Source organism: Sphingobacteruim zhuxiongii (genome assembly GCF_009557615.1).
In the GTDB taxonomy this organism is placed as follows: Bacteria; Bacteroidota; Bacteroidia; order Sphingobacteriales; family Sphingobacteriaceae; genus Sphingobacterium; species Sphingobacterium zhuxiongii.
Genome location: NZ_CP045652.1, coordinates 302357 through 319344, shown reverse-complemented (window position 1 = coordinate 319344; position 16988 = coordinate 302357). Strand labels below are relative to the sequence as shown.

General features: G+C 39.0%; 13 protein-coding genes. 3 read left to right on the top strand and 10 right to left on the bottom strand.

The window, feature by feature from the left end:
* Positions 1-96: 96 nt before the first annotated feature.
* The 8 genes from GFH32_RS01345 to xseA form a co-directional block, all read right to left on the bottom strand.
* The gene (locus tag GFH32_RS01345; RefSeq protein WP_153509370.1) at positions 97-1608 is read right to left on the bottom strand and encodes a TlpA disulfide reductase family protein; all 1512 of its coding nucleotides are present in this window, start codon (positions 1606-1608) and stop codon (positions 97-99) included.
* A complete protein-coding gene (locus tag GFH32_RS01340) occupies positions 1605-2774 on the bottom strand; it encodes a TlpA family protein disulfide reductase (RefSeq protein ID WP_160366910.1) in 1170 nt (389 codons plus the stop codon). Before GFH32_RS01340 ends, GFH32_RS01345 begins: the two co-directional genes overlap by 4 nt.
* A gap of 22 nt (positions 2775-2796) precedes the next feature.
* Positions 2797-4266 (bottom strand): RagB/SusD family nutrient uptake outer membrane protein, encoded by a 1470-nt coding sequence (locus tag GFH32_RS01335; RefSeq protein WP_153509368.1) that lies wholly within the window; start codon positions 4264-4266, stop codon positions 2797-2799.
* Positions 4267-4284: 18 nt separating this feature from the next.
* On the bottom strand, positions 4285-7839 hold the full coding sequence (locus GFH32_RS01330) for a SusC/RagA family TonB-linked outer membrane protein (RefSeq protein ID WP_153509367.1): 3555 nt from the start codon (positions 7837-7839) through the stop codon (positions 4285-4287).
* 107 nt (positions 7840-7946) lie between these two features.
* The gene (locus GFH32_RS01325) at positions 7947-8978 is read right to left on the bottom strand and encodes a FecR family protein (protein WP_153509366.1); all 1032 of its coding nucleotides are present in this window, start codon (positions 8976-8978) and stop codon (positions 7947-7949) included.
* 95 nt (positions 8979-9073) lie between these two features.
* Positions 9074-9637, bottom strand: a complete 564-nt coding sequence (locus GFH32_RS01320; RefSeq protein ID WP_153509365.1) for a sigma-70 family RNA polymerase sigma factor — start codon at positions 9635-9637, stop codon at positions 9074-9076.
* The gene (gene xseB / locus GFH32_RS01315; protein WP_153509364.1) at positions 9621-9836 is read right to left on the bottom strand and encodes an exodeoxyribonuclease VII small subunit; all 216 of its coding nucleotides are present in this window, start codon (positions 9834-9836) and stop codon (positions 9621-9623) included. Before xseB ends, GFH32_RS01320 begins: the two co-directional genes overlap by 17 nt.
* Positions 9826-11094, bottom strand: coding sequence for an exodeoxyribonuclease VII large subunit (gene xseA / locus GFH32_RS01310; RefSeq protein WP_153509363.1), 1269 nt, complete (start codon positions 11092-11094; stop codon positions 9826-9828). Before xseA ends, xseB begins: the two co-directional genes overlap by 11 nt.
* A 90-nt stretch (positions 11095-11184) precedes the next feature.
* Here xseA and GFH32_RS01305 point away from each other — a divergent pair, with 90 nt between their 5' ends.
* Together GFH32_RS01305 and GFH32_RS01300 are read left to right on the top strand one after the other, a co-directional pair.
* Positions 11185-12915: a serine hydrolase domain-containing protein gene (locus GFH32_RS01305; RefSeq protein WP_153509362.1), complete on the top strand. Its 1731-nt coding sequence runs from the start codon at positions 11185-11187 to the stop codon at positions 12913-12915.
* Positions 12915-14093, top strand: a complete 1179-nt coding sequence (locus GFH32_RS01300) for a dipeptidase (protein ID WP_153509361.1) — start codon at positions 12915-12917, stop codon at positions 14091-14093. The genes GFH32_RS01305 and GFH32_RS01300 overlap by 1 nt, the downstream gene beginning before the upstream one ends.
* Before the next feature lie 234 nt (positions 14094-14327).
* Here GFH32_RS01300 and GFH32_RS01295 read toward each other — a convergent pair whose 3' ends face one another.
* Together GFH32_RS01295 and GFH32_RS01290 are read right to left on the bottom strand one after the other, a co-directional pair.
* Positions 14328-14951, bottom strand: coding sequence for a hypothetical protein (locus GFH32_RS01295; protein ID WP_153509360.1), 624 nt, complete (start codon positions 14949-14951; stop codon positions 14328-14330).
* Complete coding sequence (locus GFH32_RS01290) at positions 14951-15457, bottom strand: RNA polymerase sigma factor (protein ID WP_153509359.1); 507 nt, start codon at positions 15455-15457, stop codon at positions 14951-14953. Before GFH32_RS01290 ends, GFH32_RS01295 begins: the two co-directional genes overlap by 1 nt.
* Positions 15458-15526: 69 nt before the next feature.
* Between GFH32_RS01290 and radA the strand changes: the two genes are divergently transcribed.
* Positions 15527-16915, top strand: a complete 1389-nt coding sequence (gene radA / locus GFH32_RS01285) for a DNA repair protein RadA (protein WP_153509358.1) — start codon at positions 15527-15529, stop codon at positions 16913-16915.
* Positions 16916-16988 lie beyond the last annotated feature (73 nt).

Genomic DNA, 16988 nt, shown 5'->3' with positions numbered 1-16988 from the left:
ACAGACTATTGCCGTAAACAAAAATGTAAATGCAACACAGGAATTACAAAAAAGAAAGGATGGACGAAAGCCCATCCTTTCTTTTTTGATTTTTCCCTATTTTATTAAGTCAATAATGCTTGAAACTTCTGCAACAACAGACTCTTTATCTGTTTCGGAACCACTAGCAATGAAGCGAATTTTACCCTGCGCATCAACAAACACTTTGGTAGGAATGCTTTTAATCCCCAATCTTTCAACTAATAGGCTATTTCCTTCTTGATTTTCATCAAACACAACCTTAAAATCATAGCCTTTATCCTGCATCAGTTTTGTTGCTTTATTCTTAAAGTCAGCTCCTTTTTCCCAAACGTTAGCGAAGAGAAACGCGACATTTGAATTGTCCTTATACTTCTCGATTGTGGCCTGCATACCAGGAAAAGATTTGATACACGGTACACACCAAGTTGCCCAAAAGTCGATAACTAGCACTTTCCCTTTATAATCAGCTAAGCTAACAGACTTTCCAGAAATATCCCTTAGCGTAAAATCTTCCATAGGTTTATCGATTAGCTTTTTCGAAAGTTCTTCTCTTAAATCAGCTTGTTTACGTGTTTTCAAGAAAGAGATATAGGAATCGAAGCCATCTTCTCCGTTGTTGACTGCTGTATAGAGTTGTTTTGCGAGTAACACAGATCCATTATCGAGACTATTAACCTGCAAATACTTATCCATTGCTATGAAGCCTAGAAATGGTGTACCTTGTTTCAAATAGCTATTGGCTAATGTATTCACAAGTGAATCACCTTGGAACATTTTATAGTTATTCTCTTCTAATATAGGCTGAATTAGATCTACAGCTAGTTTTGGATTTCCCAACTGCAATTGATTTTTTGCCAACAGATTAACGATATTGTTATACATCATTGCTGCAAAACCTTTTTGCAATGCTGCTGAGTCAGATGATTTTGCTTGCTTACTAAGCGATAGTGCCTTTTCTAAATACGCATTTGCGGCTTGGAAATCATTCCCATCAAACATTTGCTTTCCAGCGTCGAAGTAAGCGACAGTCTTCCAATTCAAATCTGCCATTTCATCTAAGTAAGTATCTAGATAATCCTTTTCGCCAAGCTTCGCAAATCGCTTTACTAAAAGCATGGCTAGAAAGTCTTGGCGTCCCTGTTGTGCTATTTCAAAGCTTTCCTTTGGGAACTGCTTTTTCCAAGCCTTGAACCGTTTATCAAGCTCTTTAGCGTTAAGTTGATCAATTGAACTACCTATCTTATCCTCGAATGCATAATCTCGAGCAAGTTGACCTTTCGGAAACTTCTTCAATATTTGCGCTTCAATTGCTTTCAGCTTTACTTCATCTTCAATCGTCTTGTAGACACCTCGAGCCAACATGAGCTCATCTTCTTTATTTGATTTGGCTAATATGGCGACTTTTGCATTTAGCTGTTCTTTTGCCTCGTTCGTATTTTGATTAATGAGTATATTCAGTTCATCTCTTAAACTCTGAGGCTTATTAGATGCTGTATTCGACATGCTGATCGTTTGCGAATCAGCAACCTGCATACAGAACAACAGCAGAAACAATGTATACGCCGTGTATAAGCTCACTTTTTTCATTGTACTTTTTCTTTTTTACTAAAAACCTCTACTAGTTTATTCGCCAAATCCTCCCCGTGTCCACCCGTACTACGATATATAATCTTCCCGGAAGGATCAACCAACAATTTTGTAGGGAAAGAAGTAACACCAAATTTCTTTACTAATTCATTCTCTTTATTATTCAATACATGATGCCATTGTATACCGTCCTCATCAATTGCTTTACCCCACTGTTTCAATTGATTATCTAAAGGCCCTGACTCAAAAGCAACTCCAAGAATATCAAAATTCTCATCTTTATATTGTTCGTATAGCGCTTTTAATTCTGGGTGACTTGCTCGACAAGGCGCGCACCAACTACCCCAAAAATCAATCAACCAATATTTGCCTTCCAAGTTCTTCGAATTGAAAGATTTACCATCTTTTGTAATGACCTGAAAGTTCGGAATCTGTTCTCCTGAATTCGTACTTTTCCCTGCAAGTAATTTCTGCGCCAAGACTTTCCCAAGCTCTGAACCTTTAACCTTTTTGCTAAAGCCATCAAATTCAGATGTCGCTTCTTCAATGGTTAATCCGGTATAATAGGAAGAGAAAACTTCTAATGCCGCGACGCTATTCTTATGTGTTGCGACGAACGATTTCATGTTATCGGATAATTGCTCCCCTGTTTTCGATAATCCTTTCTTCAAGTCGTCAGCAGACTTGTTTAACTTGCTCAAAGAATCTTTTTTCAGTATAACTTCCCAACTTTGTTGGGCGTATTTTCTTTCTTGTTTTGCAATTTCTTCATAGAGCTTTGACTCTTCCCCGCCCTTCAATAATCTCGAATTTAGTTGATCGACCTCATTTAGCTCGATGATGTTTTCTTTACCTGCCTCGATCAGAAACGTTGGACGAGGCTTTGGTGTAAAGCCGGACTCTGTTACCAACATACTCTGCTCGTTCATCAACATTACATTTACTGTTTGAAAAGGAGTATTGGGCAGGTTGAACAAATAGCGACCTTCTACATCTGGCATTAACCTCGCAGATTTTGAATCGCTATTGTCTGAGTACATTAACATCACAATCGTTTTAGAACCTTTATTTCCACGAAGCTCTAGTTGTACACAGTCTTTTTGTGTCTGTGCATGAGATCCTGTCAGCGCAAACAGCCCTGCAACACCCATTATTATTGATTTCAAATATTTTTTCATCAGCATATTATTAAAGGTTATTCTGCATATTAGGGTTGTATCCTAAGATATTAGCCGGAATACGTAAGGTCAGTCGCTCTTTTCTTAGCGTATACGTTTTTCCATCAAGCACGCGCTTCGTGTTGACATTATTATACGTCTGATCATCATATAGTCGTCTCATATCCAACCAACGTAGTCCTGTCGCGGCGAACTCTCGAAGACGTTCATCAAGAATTGCTTTTACCAATGGTTCTTTTTCAGTAAAAGTTTGCTTCGCATCGCTTTCAGGCATTCTATTCTTTCTCAACTGGAACAAATCCGATTGTGCTGCAGTCAGATTTCCAGAACGAGCTTCACACTCCGCTTTCATCAGCAAAAGATTAGGGATCGAAGGCGCCATATTTACAGTACCTGGACCCGCACGCTGAACACCAGGAAGCTGTTCTGACGAAAATATACCACGACTTGCGTATATCTTCTTGCGCTCATCCTTATCGCCAAATAAACTGTATACCGCTGGCGTGAGAATCATCTTTGTACTCATCGCACTCATAAGAGGAACTGCTGTTTGCTTCACATATATGTTTTCTTCGCTAACAGAAGGGTGCGGATGATTTACCAGCCCCATATAGGACATAAATGGAACATACCAGCTTGCAACTTTTGTATTATAATCATAGAGATTCATCGGCACCTGGCTCTTTGAAAGCAATGCCTGAGTAGTTGTAAACTCTTTTAGCGCCAAATCATATTTCTTCATTTGAAAATAAACCTGTCCCAACATATATTGAGCGCCAAGTCTCGATAAGCGATTCCTATTGATAGTAGTCTCGCTAAGTTTAGGAATGGCAGCCTGCAATTCAGCAATAATGAAATCATACAACACCTTATTGCTAGGTCTCGTGAAATTTTTCTCTTCGGTAGAAGGGGTTACCACCATTGGGATACCAAGATCATTAGCTGCAGTTGCTTCGTTATAAGGAACAGCAAACATTTGCGCCACCCAAAAGTGTAAGTATGCACGTACTGCCCTCGCCTCGGCGACTACCGCTTCTTTCTGTTGAGCAGTACCGCCTTCGCTATTCATAGTCCCTGCAATAACTAAGTTGTAGGCATAGTTTAAGCTATATAAACCTCCCCAATCAGGTGAGTTATCTTCCGGGAGGTATAACTCATCATCCCATCGGTAGTATTTCTGTTCCACCAAAGTAAAGTTGTTAAAGGAGCTAGGATTTGCTTGCAAATCATCTGACATATAAAAGGGTGCCGAGACATCGCCAAGAATACTGAAAGAGTAACCGATCTCTCCTGTCTCTGCATTCGAAGTGGACGTGAATTTCAAGTGTTGAAACCCTCCTAAATAAGGATTATTCAACAATCCATTATAATGATCGAAATGAGTTGGAATCGCTTTTCCTTTGGGTTCAACGTCTAGAAACTTCTTACACCCCGTAACAAGAGTCAGCACAGCAATGAAAAGTATATTTAATTTTTTCATAAGATTTACATGGAAGGTTTAAAAGTTAAGATTGAGTCCAAACGTATAGAAAGCTGGCATTTTTGGAACACGATATCCAGATGCAAGATTATAATATTCAGGATCTATATTATCTTTGTTCTTAGTCCATAATAAGATATTATTCGCTTGTGCATAGATGCGAACACGCTCTAGTGTCAAACGTCTGATTAAATCTTTTGGTAAGACATAAGAAAGCGTTACATCCCTCAATCTCAAATAGGATGCTGATTGCACATTCGCATCTGCATAATTGTAAAACGTAATCGCTCTATCATTTTCGCTTTGCGAGTCACTAGGAATATATTTAGGAATATTCGTTATCGCCTCATCTCCGGCCTGCTTCCACCGCTTATCAAATTCCCGACTCAAGTTTTGCTGTATCCGACCAGAGAAGACATTATTTAGCTCCTGACGCATCACATGACCGAAATTATACACTAGGAGAAATGACAATCCAACATTCTTATAATTAAAAGTGTTCGTCATACCACCGTAGACTAGGGGTTGTGTGGTCCCCTCATAATTTACATCTTGAAGCTCTAAGTCCCTAGTAAAGCTTATCTTTTCACCGTTTTCTTTTACGACTTGCGGATTACCATTCTGGTCTAATCCAGCATATTGAAATGCCAATAAACTAAAGGCCGAGTAGCCCTCAACAAATGGCTTTGAAACAGTGTTTAAAGCATTTGGACTTACATAATTCTTCAATTTAGTTATCTTACTTTTGTTGTAGGCTATATTGAAGTTCGTTGACCATTGAAAGTCTTCTTTACTTATATTTCTTGTATTGATCCCTAATTCAAACCCTCGGTTATAGAGATCGCCTAAATTTCCAAAAGAAGAACTCCAGCCGGTCGTAGGGTCAACAGGGCGCTCTCCTAATAAATTAGAGGTTTGTCTATCATAAAAGTCTAAAGATCCTGAAATACGGTTTTGGAGAAATGCAAAGTCAATTCCTGCATTGAATGTATTGGTTTTTTCCCACACTAATTGATTATTTGCCGGGCTAATGATTATATAACCTGTACCTAAGCCCTCAAAGCGTTGGTCGTTTACCGCATAGAGTATATCATAAGGTCCACCCAATCCTGGTTTGGGTGAATTACCTGCAATACCGTAGGTAACACGCAACGTTAATTTAGTCTGATCGGCTGCAGTGAAAAAGGATTCATTATGAATATTCCAGCTTAAGCCAGTACTCCATATAGGTTTATTTTGGCTGCTACTATTCTTTCCAAATAAATTGGACTGATCATATCTCAAGCTACCATTAAAGTTATAACGGTTATCATAACTATATGCGGCGTTACCATAAAAAGACACGAATCGTAGTTCACTTTCGGCGTTTTGCAACGGTATATAGGCTAATATACTATTCCCTACACCTCTCGAACTACTAGATAGAACAGGATTGGAAACACCTGTCGATTCTAAAAATTTCTGATCAAAAGATGAGTATTTTTGCGTTTGAAAATCGTAGCCTTTCGTATAGGTTCTTTGAATATCGTAAATGGTATTTCTACTTTCAAAACCCGCCAATAAAGTCAATTGATGCAGCTCATTTATTTTTTTCTCGTAGTCAAGTTGCGTTCTAAATGTCCATGAAGTATTCCTATTATCTTGCGTACTATACTCTCCTCCTTTAATAGGTAAATAATAGGTTGGGTTTCCGCCTGCTACAGTTGGATTCGCGGTAAACTGAATCTTCTCCAATTGCGTACGATACACATTATCATTGGCAAATGAATATCCCTTATCAAATCCCTTTTGAAACTGTGCTCTACTTGACCAATTTAAACCATCAATAAGTCCCAATCGGAACCCCGCATTTACACGACCTACAAAATTCTTATTATTATTAAGTAAATTTCCCTCTTCGTTCAACGGAACATAAGAAAGCGGGAGTTTACTTTTAGAAATGGCCGCCTGCCTTGCTGTCTCTGTCAGGTAGAGATAAGATTGATCTAGTGCATTTCCCGAAGCATCTGCAAACATCGCATATGGCGTATAGTCATCCAAGCCCATAGGATAGCTCATTTGATTTGTATTGTAGTTTTCATAAGCCATATTCGCCGTAAGATCTATATTAAGGCGAGGTGACAGATTCCACTCTTCCTTTAATGAAACAGTAAAGCGATCTTTGGAAGATTTATCATATTTGTTATTACGGTTATAGCTTACTGAAGAATAAAATCGATTCACTTTGCCCCCTCCAGAGAAATTCATGTTGTGTGAAGTAAGTAACGAGGGCGAATAGAAATACTTTTCGATTTGAGCGCGATTATTCAATACCGAAAGGGAGTCCCATCCACGATTGGCACTAGCGTCATTGATTAAACCAGCATTCAAATCGTAAAACAACTGCTCATGAGGATAAATCTTTGGATACCCTGAACTATTGACTGTAGAAAGCGGAAAAGCGTTAACATAAGCTGGATCCAGCATTATTCCCTTTGCCGCGTCAATAAATTCCGACGAAGACATTCTGTTCATGTAATCATATGAAGGTGTTCCCCGTAGCGACACAAAGCCGTCGTAGTTAATTTTCACCCCTTCACTATTAAAATTACCGCTCTTCGTCGTAATCACGATAACGCCATTTGCAGCCTGCGCTCCCCAAATAGATGCTGCAGTCGCATCACGCAACATGGTCACATCTTGAACATCCTGAGGGTTCACCAAAGACTCAATGTCATTGTACTCAGCCATCGGAACCCCATCTAATACGACAAGTGGTTTCCTGCTCAAATTCACAGAGGAAACCCCACGCATTAACATCTTGTCATTCCCTTCACCGTAATTCACCGCCAAGCCAGGTGTCAAGCCTTCTAAACGATCTAGTACGTTCATACTCCCGCTCTTCTCGGCCAATTGACTTCCTTTCACAACCGAAAAGGAACCCGTACTGCGTTCTTTCGATAATTTTTGATATCCCGAATTCACCACAACAGTAACCGAGTCGATCAACTGATCTTTGGTATTTAAGATAATTGTTAAGCGTTCAATCCCATTAGCGGAGGCCTTTGCTCTTGCGGTATCCAACTTAGTTTCAATGGCTTGAAAGCTCACATGACTCACTCGAATCTTGCTTTTAGAATCAGAAACCTCTATTTCAAATTGTCCCTGATTATCAGACTCTGTCGCTGCAGCTCCTCCAAGTTCCTTCACACTTGCATTACGTAAAGGTGCTCCCGAAGCGTCCAAAACTAGACCGCGAACGACGAATTTAGATTGCTTAGTTTTATCTTCAAAAATTGAGTAAGTATTGGCATCGAGTTTACGAAAGGACAAGTTTGTTTTCTGTAATAAACTTCTTAAGCAATCTTCAACAGTTCCATTTTCCACATGCAATGGACCTGATTGATACCGCTCAATAAGTTGATCATTAAAATTAAAATGCACATTAAATTTTTTTTCCAGCTCCTTTAAACTGCTCTTCAATGGAACAGATCGTTGTAGCGTAAAAGTATTTGTTCGCTGTGCAAGCGTCGTATTTCCTATGGATAATAAGGAAAACGAGAACGCTAAATACATCAGTAATTTAATTTTCATATTAGTTAGTGTATTTTCTGGTTAATAAAATCAAAGGCAATACAGTTCCACCTCACCCAAATCAGTGGGTAATGTCTTTGAAAAACAAAAAATTTATATTGTTTAGTTTACTCTACCGTATAGCTATTTCCTACACGTTTAAAAGATTTGATATTACCTGTCTCTTTCAATGTTTTCAACACTTCGTCAATAGGAACATCATTGAAATAACCGGAAAAGCGGCTTTTATTGATGTCACCTACTGTCGTCTCAATCTTCACATTGTACCATTTCTCCAACTTTGAAAACACAATAGACATCGACTCATTATCAAAAACCAGCTTATTTGAACGCCATTGGATCTCTTTGGAATTTGTAAGATTACCAAGATCCTTACTCGAGACTACTAATGCGACATCCCCAAGTTGCGTTACACGACCATCATCTGCAGATAATGCCGCTTGCGCATCAGAACTTGAAACTACAGCAACTTTTTCTCCGGGCGACATGGTATAGGGCTGATGTTTTTCTCCTGCCTTTAATTCCACTTTTCCTTCGATAAGGATAGTTTCGGTTTTGTCTTCCTCAGCGTAAGCACGTACATTGAAGGTTGTTCCCAACACTCGAATTTGCGTATTCTTTGCATTAACGAAAAAAGGTTTTTTGGCATCTTTCGCCACGTGAAAATATCCCTCACCTTCCAATTCAACACGACGATCCTGCTCCCCAAACTCCGATGAAATACGTAATTTACTACCGCCATTCAACCAAACCTCAGTACCATCTTCCAATTTAAAGAACTCCCTTTCTCCATTCATCGTCATATACACTTGCTCCGAATTAGAATTAGTAAAATACAACGCAAAATAGCCTAGCAAGCCCAGCAACAAAATGCTTGCGGCAATTCGCAAATATTTAGGCCAAATAGAACGAATTTGAGGTTTCTGTAAAGCTTCAATTTTTTCTATTTGCCGATCGAAAGCAAGATCCACATTCGTAATGTCTACCTGTGATGAAGAAAATACCATGGAGTAGAATTGCTTGTAATCCTGATTGGAAGCGACTAAAGCCTCTAACTCTTTCAGCTCGTCAGCCGACAAAGTTCCTTGAAGCTTGTTATCTAGCAATGTAAAAAAATGATCCTTTTCCGAATGGTGCATAAAGCAGGTTTTAAAGAGAAGACAACGATATACTCAAAAATCGCCAATCAAAAATGAAATTATTTTTCATCTAGCTGACTGTCAGTATATTAATTTTATTTTTTATTAATCAATTCATACAGTTTGCTCAAAGCAAGCTGCACATGTCTATTAACCGTGTTGATAGAAATCCCAAGAAGATCGGCTGCTTCTGCATACGAAAGTTGTTGCTCCCGCACTAACAAAAAGACCGTTTTACATTTTGGAGGTAGTAGTTCTATCGCATGTTCAATATTCGCAACAAATTCTTTAGAGATTGTTAGTTGTTCTGGATTCTGAGGATCCATGACCTCATAATTTTGATCTAGGCTATCTTGCCGCTGTAGCTTAGTAAGCTCATTAAGCGAAGAATTCTTCACAGCTCGAAACAAGTAGAAAGAGAGATTTTGTATTTCCATCGCTTTACCCTCCAGGAGCCATAGCTTCAATAATACATCGGCTACTACATCTTCTGCAATCGAATAATCTCGAACAATGGAGAAACTATAGCGCACTAAATCTTGATAGTAAAAATAAAACACACGTTTATAGGCCTGTTGGTCCCTGTCACGACCAATAGCAGACAACAGCAATGGAATTTCTTCCACAGGTAGACGCTTTGTTTTATTCGCTAATGGCATCGCTTTTATCCAGCTTCTCTAGCAATTTTTCCACTTCTTTCTCTGAATCCGTAAGTTTGGCTTTACAGATTGCCAATAGCGAAGATGCTCGTGAAATCTTTGCCGACAACTCATCGACAGATACTTCACCCTCTTCAATCTCTGCAACTATTTGCTGCAATTCAAGAAAGGCATCTTGGTAAGTATACTTATTTTCCATATTGCTCTTTATTAACCACTTTTGACTGTAAAATTCCGTCTTCCACTTGAATTTCTAATAAATCCTCTAATTCAACTTGATTAACGTGCTGAACAGCTTTACCATTTTTCCTAACAATGCTAAATCCTCGTTTCAAAATATGAATAGGACTTAACAAGCCTAGCTTCTGTTCAATATGCACTAATTTAGACTTCTCGTCTTTAATCAAATTCTTGCTATACAGCTGCATATGAATTCCAAAATGACTTAATTTATTCCGCTCGGTTAAAAATACCGCTTTACTATTCCATGTTATCGCTTGTGCTAGCTGCTTCAATTGCTGCTCATTCTGAACAAACTGCTCGCGCACTGCACGAAGCAAACGTTCTTTCGCTTTATCCGTAGGAATGGAAAAGTTATGAAACTTTTGCAAAAGAAAATCTGCCAATTCACTCGGTGTAATGGCATTTTTATAGGCTACCATCTCGCTCACCGTCTCATTAGTCGAGTGCCCAATACCTGTCAGAACAGGAATCGGAAACATGGCAATTGCCTTTGCTAGCAAATAGTTATTGTATGAACTTAATCCAACTTCACCGCCTCCACCTCGAATAATAGCAACAGCGTCAAATTCTTCTATCTTTTCAGCAATATTGCTAAGTTGATTTATTATCGAGGCAATGGATTTATCCCCTTGCAATAAAGCCGGATAAAGCGTTGTTTCGATTTTATAACCCCATGGATTTCCCTTTATAATTTTGTAAAAATCGGACAATCCTTTACTTGTTTCAACCGATACAATTGCCAAGCGTTTAGGAATTAACGGAAACGGAAGTTGCTTATTTGCATCATAGAGCCCTTCTTCTTTTAAAAGTCGAATAGCTTCTTTTTTTTCCCGCTCCAATTCACCTAAAACAAAGGTTGGATCGATGTCAACAATTTTTAGACTAAAACCATAAAGCGGATCGTACGATATTCCTGCCTGCATCAAAACCGTAATCCCATCGCGTAGTGGTTCACCTAGGACTTCTAAAAATTGCCGATTTATGCGCTGGTAGTCCATCTTCCAAAGAATAGACCGCATTTCAGCAACTACACGTCCATCATTCTTTTCCAATAACTCCGGGTAACAATGTCCAGAATGGGTATAATGGTTCAGCTTGTTCATTTCCGCTTTGATCCAATACAAACTTTTATACCTATCGGCAATTGTTTTCTGAATACTTCGGGAAACTTCAAGCAGGGTAAAAACCGTTTTATTGTCTACAGATTCGGGCATACAATCAAATATACTGAATTTATTACAGCACAGCGATGCACGTTTGTGCGTTTTATTAGTACATTTACATGAATAAACCAACATCATCGTATGATTCGTACCATCGGCATCGCATTCCTTGCGCTGATCCTACAAGCGCAAGTTTCTAACGCTCAGTATAAACAAACTGTAGAAAACAAAACTAGGCTAGAAAGCAATGTAAACAACATTATCCCGTTAAAGAGCCTTGATCAATATAAGATTGCTGTAGTAACGCCGAATAGCACTAAATACAATGCGTTCATCGAGCAATTACAGCGTTATTCCGAAATTCAGACGCTAGATTTTCAACAATACGATGAAAAAACAAAATACTACAATACGATAATCGTTGCTGGCACTGCTAGTGAGCTGCATCCGGCTCAACTCGCTATGTTGGTTCAGTCAGCGGTAAACAATAAAAACGTCATTCTCTGCCAATTCGGGTCCGAGTATGATTTCACCAATCTAAGTGTAACTCCCCAACAATTGCGCAAATTTACTAGCCTGCTTCGCATTGCTGACACAGGGGCTCAGGCACAAGAATATGCGGCGATGTCTATTTTTGGAGGTCTTGGGATTACACAAGACACTTTAAAAACAGAACAAACACGTCTACAGTATGTTGATGGGGTAAGATCTGATATGGATCTACAAAAAATGGGGAAACGTATTGATGCAATAGCGAAGGAAGCAATAGATCAACATGCAGCACCGGCTATTGTCGTTATGGCAGTAAAAGATGGACAGGTCATCTTTGAAAAAGCTTATGGAAGTCACACCTATGACAAAAAACAAGCGACACAATTAAATGACATATTCGACTTGGCATCGGTTAGTAAGATTGCTGGAACCACGCCTGTTGTCATGCATCTACAAGAGAAAGGTATTATCAATTTAGATAGCACCATGGGGCACTATCTATGGCAGGCGAAACAGACAAACAAAGCCAACATCACGCTGCGTACGGTGTTACTACACGAAGCAGGCTTTACCCCGTTTATACCGTTTTATAAAGAGTTAAAACCCGGAGATTTACTAAGAACAAAAGATGCCGAGCATCAAGTTCAAGTGGCAGACAATGCTTTCTTGAAAAATAATTACTACCAAGACGTCATGTGGCCTGAGATGCTGAACTCCCCGGTTAAACCTATTGGCAATTATGTGTATTCCGACATTAGTATGTACGTGATGAAAGAAGTTTCTGAACATGAAACTTCTGTCCCTATGCAGGACTATGTACAACAAATCTTATATAAGCGCATTGGAATGAAAACCGCGGGTTATCTACCAAGAAACCGCTTCGACATAAATAAAATAGTTCCAACGCAAAACGATACTGTTTTTCGTAAATCACTATTACAAGGATTTGTGCACGATGAGGGCGCCGCAATGGCGGGAGGCGTTGCTGGTCATGCTGGACTTTTTTCTTCCGCCAATGATTTAGCAATTTACGGTCAAATGCTATTAAATCGCGGAAGTTATGGTGGCGTTCAGTATTTTAAGCCAGAAACGATCGATTTGTTTACGTCGAAACAATCGGCAAGCTCTCGACGCGGCTTGGGATTCGATCGCTATGATCCCAAACCAGGTGCTGATTATCCTTCGAAACTAGCAAATGAATCGGTATATGGGCATACGGGATACACGGGAACCTGTATTTGGATCGATCCAAGGAATCAGTTTGTCTATATTTTCCTATCCAATCGTGTTCATCCGCAAGTGAGCCCCAAATTATCTGAACTAAATATTCGCAGTCGCATACAAGACGTTATTTATCAAACGATCAACAACGCTAAATAATGAACAAGTTTCTCTTACTTACCGCAATCATAGGAGCTTGCTGTACTTCGGTAAAAGCGCAAGATTATAAAAAGATCCATCAGGAACTCTTAGTCGTTGATGGCCATAATGATGTAATCATTGAAAGTATATTACCAGGAAAAGATATAGGGAAGCGGTTAAAAACGGGGCATACGGATTTACCTAGACTCCAAGAAGGTGGGGTCGATGTTCAAGTATTCGCTGTTTGGTCTGACGATAAAAAATATCAGAAAGGCGCCTTTAAACATGCGAATGATCAGATCGATGCCTTGGAATCCATGATCCAAAAGAATACAAGTAAGATTGAACTTGCTAAAAATAGCGCAGATATTGACCGTATTCAACAATCCGGAAAAATCGCAGCTTTAATTGGTATTGAGGGGGGCAACATGATTGAGGGAAGTATTAGTAATTTAGAGAAACTATACGACCGTGGGGCTCGTTATCTTACCCTAACTTGGAATTACAATTTACCTTGGGCGAGTGCCGCAGCCATTGAAGTAAAAACGAAAGGCACCAAAAATAAGGGCCTAAACGAGCAGGGGAAAGCTATCATAAAACGAATGAACGAACTGGGAATGATGATTGACTTATCTCATGCTGGAAAACAAACATTCTATGATGTTTTAAGTATTTCGACAAAACCGGTATTGGTTTCTCACAGCAATGCTGCAGCATTAACACCGCATTACCGCAATCTTGATGATAAACAATTAGTAGCACTGAAGAAAAATGGAGGTGTTGTTGGCGTAAATTTCTATTCGGAGTTTCTCGATTCAAACTTTCGCTCGCGTGTCAAGCGCCTTTATAAAGCTCACTTTAAAGATAAGGCAGAAGCAAATATCTCTGTCGATAAGATGTATAGCAAACTACCGGCAAAGGTAAAATATAAGGCAGATGCCCCTTTTGAGCATGTTTTAAAACATATCGATTATTTAGTTTCCAAAGTTGGGATAGATCATGTTGCTATTGGTTCTGATTTTGATGGAATAAACTCGGCTCCTCAGCAATTGGAAGATGTTTCCAAGTTCCCAATTCTAACAAAAGCACTACTGGAAAAAGGCTATAGTCAACAAGATCTAGCAAAGATAATGGGATTAAATTTTATAAGGGTTTTGAAAGAAAATGAGACCGATTCCGCTACCAAAACTCACTAATAAGTTTTATAAATCACCTATTCAGCCGCATGTTCACTCTCCTTACATCGCAAGAAAAATTAGAATATAGTTAGGAATTCTTCGAGACTGCTTCGGAGCAGACCCATTCGGATGCGGCGCAGTCCATATGTAAGCTAAAATGCTAGTATTCGTTGTCCGGTTCGGTTTACGTACTTGAGCGCTAAGTATGCTGAAATTTATGTGATATAAACTCTAATTTGATATACCGATACACTATTCTTCCTCATCGAGTTTTACAAGCTCCTCGTAATTCTTATTCAATTTATTGACTAATCGACGGTAAAGCAATTTGTAGTATAATTTGACGATCCATAAAAATACCAACATAACCAGAAGCATTACAATTGAGATGGCAATAACCATAAATAAAGCCTCTCCCCAACTTCTTTCAAATATGTGATCTTCAAAGAACATAGATATCGTCACAAGGACGGAAATAAATGATATATAATAGATATTGAAACGTATATACTGATCAACGGCTTTGCGAGTTTCTAGAATATCGTGAAGCAGAACCTTCGTATTATTAGTATTCTTTATACTGCGGTATGCGGAAAAGAATTTGAAAATAAAATAAGCAACAATGATATAAAAAATACCAGATAGAATATATTCGAAGAGAGTAAATAATTCCGAATCAAATTCCGAATTGCTATCGGAAGGAATGAAGAAATTTAGCGCTAGCCCGACAAATAACTCAATAAGACTGATATAGAATATCCACTTGACGATTGACGAGGAACTATTGTGCAACATCTTGCGTATGCCCTCCTTATCGACCTTCGGAAAATCATCATCTTTTTTCCAATGTTGTTTTAAAAAATCCAATTCGTCCATTACGCTATTTTTTGTTTTGACAACATACTTTTCAATTTGGTTTTAATCCGATTCATCTTTACACGTGCATTCACTTCGCTGATACCTAAGGTTTCGGAGATCTCGACATAATCTTTGTCTTCGAGATACATATAGACTAATGCCTTATCAATATCATTTAGTTGACGCACGGATTCATATAGGAATTTCAAACGTTCTTCCGCTTCGGAGTTATACTCTTCATAACGAATATTAGCAAGTGAATTATCCCAATCTACCGTTGTAATCTTTGTTTTTCGGCCACGGTAGAGCGATATTGCCGTATTCAACGAAACACGATAAGCCCAGGTAGCGAACTTAGAATCGCCTTTAAACTTCGGATAAGAGCGCCAAAGTTGGATAACCATTTCCTGAAAAAGATCTTGATGCGAGGCTAGATCTGCAGTATATAGCTTACAGATCTTATGGAGAATATTTTGATTTTCCTCCAGCAACGACACAAATTTTTGTTCCAGGTTTTTGTACATCTATGCTTATTTGTCGACAATAGTACAGTATTGTTACAACATGTTCTTATCTTTTTTTAATTTAGCTCAATGGCAAAAACGAAATCAGCATATTTCTGTCAATCCTGTGGATATGAATCTCCTAAATGGTTGGGACAGTGTCCTTCCTGCAAACAATGGAACTCATTTGTAGAAGAAGTGGTTGAAAAAGCATCTTCTAGGGTTCCCGAGTGGCGAAGCACATCAAGCTCAAAAAGCGAAACGAAACGCGCGAATAAAGCTGCGATTATCCACGAAATCGTTTATTCGGAGGAACAGCGCATCGAGACTCCTGATAAGGAATTTAATCGTGTATTGGGTGGAGGTATTGTTCCAGGGTCTTTAGTGCTCATCGGTGGAGAACCGGGCATTGGAAAATCAACGTTGATGCTTCAATTAGCGCTAACCGTCTCCCATGTTAAGACTTTATATATCTCTGGAGAAGAAAGCGAGCAACAGATTAAAATGCGAGCAGAACGTCTTGTACAGACATCAAACGCGAACTGCTACATCTTGACGGAGACGTCAATGCAAAATATATTCAAACAGATCGATCAAGTTCAACCGAACTTGTTGGTCATTGATTCGATACAAACCTTGCATTCTGCACAGATAGAATCAGCACCTGGTTCGGTATCTCAGGTTCGAGAATGTACGGCAGAGCTGCTTCGATTTGCAAAAGAAACGAATACACCTGTTTTCATCGTTGGGCATATTACCAAAGATGGTTCAATAGCTGGTCCAAAAGTATTAGAGCATATGGTCGACACGGTTTTGCAATTTGAGGGCGACAGAAACCACGTTTACCGCATATTACGTGCAGTAAAAAATCGCTTTGGCTCTTCTTCGGAATTAGGGATCTATGAAATGCAAGGTTCAGGACTTCGTGAAGTTTCTAATCCTTCGGAAATTATGCTTTCTCAACGGGAGGAGCAAGTCAGTGGAACCGCTGTTGCAGCCATGTTAGAAGGCATGCGACCATTGATGATTGAAGTACAGGCATTAGTTTCCAACTCAGCATATGGAACACCGCAACGTAGTTCAACTGGCTTTGACACCAAACGACTGAATATGCTACTTGCAGTCTTGGAAAAGCGTTTTGGCTTTCGATTAAGCGCGCAAGATGTCTTTTTGAATATTGCTGGAGGTATACGTGTAGAAGATCCTGCGATAGATTTAGCGGTTATAGCCGCTATTATTTCTTCTCAACAAGATATTCCTTTAGGTTCCAATATCACTTTTGCGGGGGAAGTAGGTCTGTCTGGTGAAATACGTGCAATCAATCGTATTGAGCAGCGAATTCAAGAAGCAGAAAAACTAGGATTTGGGCAAATCTTTATTTCCAAGTACAACACAAAAGGCTTAGACGCGAAAAAGTATGATATCGCTATTCGTCCAGTAGCCACATTGGAAGACGTATTTACTGCGTTATTCGGATAAGAAAAATATTTAATCCATACTTTGCGTATAAAACAGCGATACGGTACAAGATATTTGAATTAAAAAGAAGGTG

What these genes read in the sequence shown, in the direction of transcription:
- GFH32_RS01345 (WP_153509370.1), bottom strand. Translation starts at nt 1,608, where the DNA reads ATGAAAAAAGTGAGCTTATACACGGCGTATACATTGTTTCTGCTGTTG.
- GFH32_RS01335 (WP_153509368.1), bottom strand. Translation starts at nt 4,266, where the DNA reads ATGAAAAAATTAAATATACTTTTCATTGCTGTGCTGACTCTTGTTACG.
- GFH32_RS01330 (WP_153509367.1), bottom strand. Translation starts at nt 7,839, where the DNA reads ATGAAAATTAAATTACTGATGTATTTAGCGTTCTCGTTTTCCTTATTA.
- GFH32_RS01325 (WP_153509366.1), bottom strand. Translation starts at nt 8,978, where the DNA reads ATGCACCATTCGGAAAAGGATCATTTTTTTACATTGCTAGATAACAAG.
- GFH32_RS01320 (WP_153509365.1), bottom strand. Translation starts at nt 9,637, where the DNA reads ATGCCATTAGCGAATAAAACAAAGCGTCTACCTGTGGAAGAAATTCCA.
- xseB (WP_153509364.1), bottom strand. Translation starts at nt 9,836, where the DNA reads ATGGAAAATAAGTATACTTACCAAGATGCCTTTCTTGAATTGCAGCAA.
- xseA (WP_153509363.1), bottom strand. Translation starts at nt 11,094, where the DNA reads ATGCCCGAATCTGTAGACAATAAAACGGTTTTTACCCTGCTTGAAGTT.
- GFH32_RS01305 (WP_153509362.1), top strand. Translation starts at nt 11,185, where the DNA reads ATGATTCGTACCATCGGCATCGCATTCCTTGCGCTGATCCTACAAGCG.
- GFH32_RS01300 (WP_153509361.1), top strand. Translation starts at nt 12,915, where the DNA reads ATGAACAAGTTTCTCTTACTTACCGCAATCATAGGAGCTTGCTGTACT.
- GFH32_RS01295 (WP_153509360.1), bottom strand. Translation starts at nt 14,951, where the DNA reads ATGGACGAATTGGATTTTTTAAAACAACATTGGAAAAAAGATGATGAT.
- GFH32_RS01290 (WP_153509359.1), bottom strand. Translation starts at nt 15,457, where the DNA reads ATGTACAAAAACCTGGAACAAAAATTTGTGTCGTTGCTGGAGGAAAAT.
- radA (WP_153509358.1), top strand. Translation starts at nt 15,527, where the DNA reads ATGGCAAAAACGAAATCAGCATATTTCTGTCAATCCTGTGGATATGAA.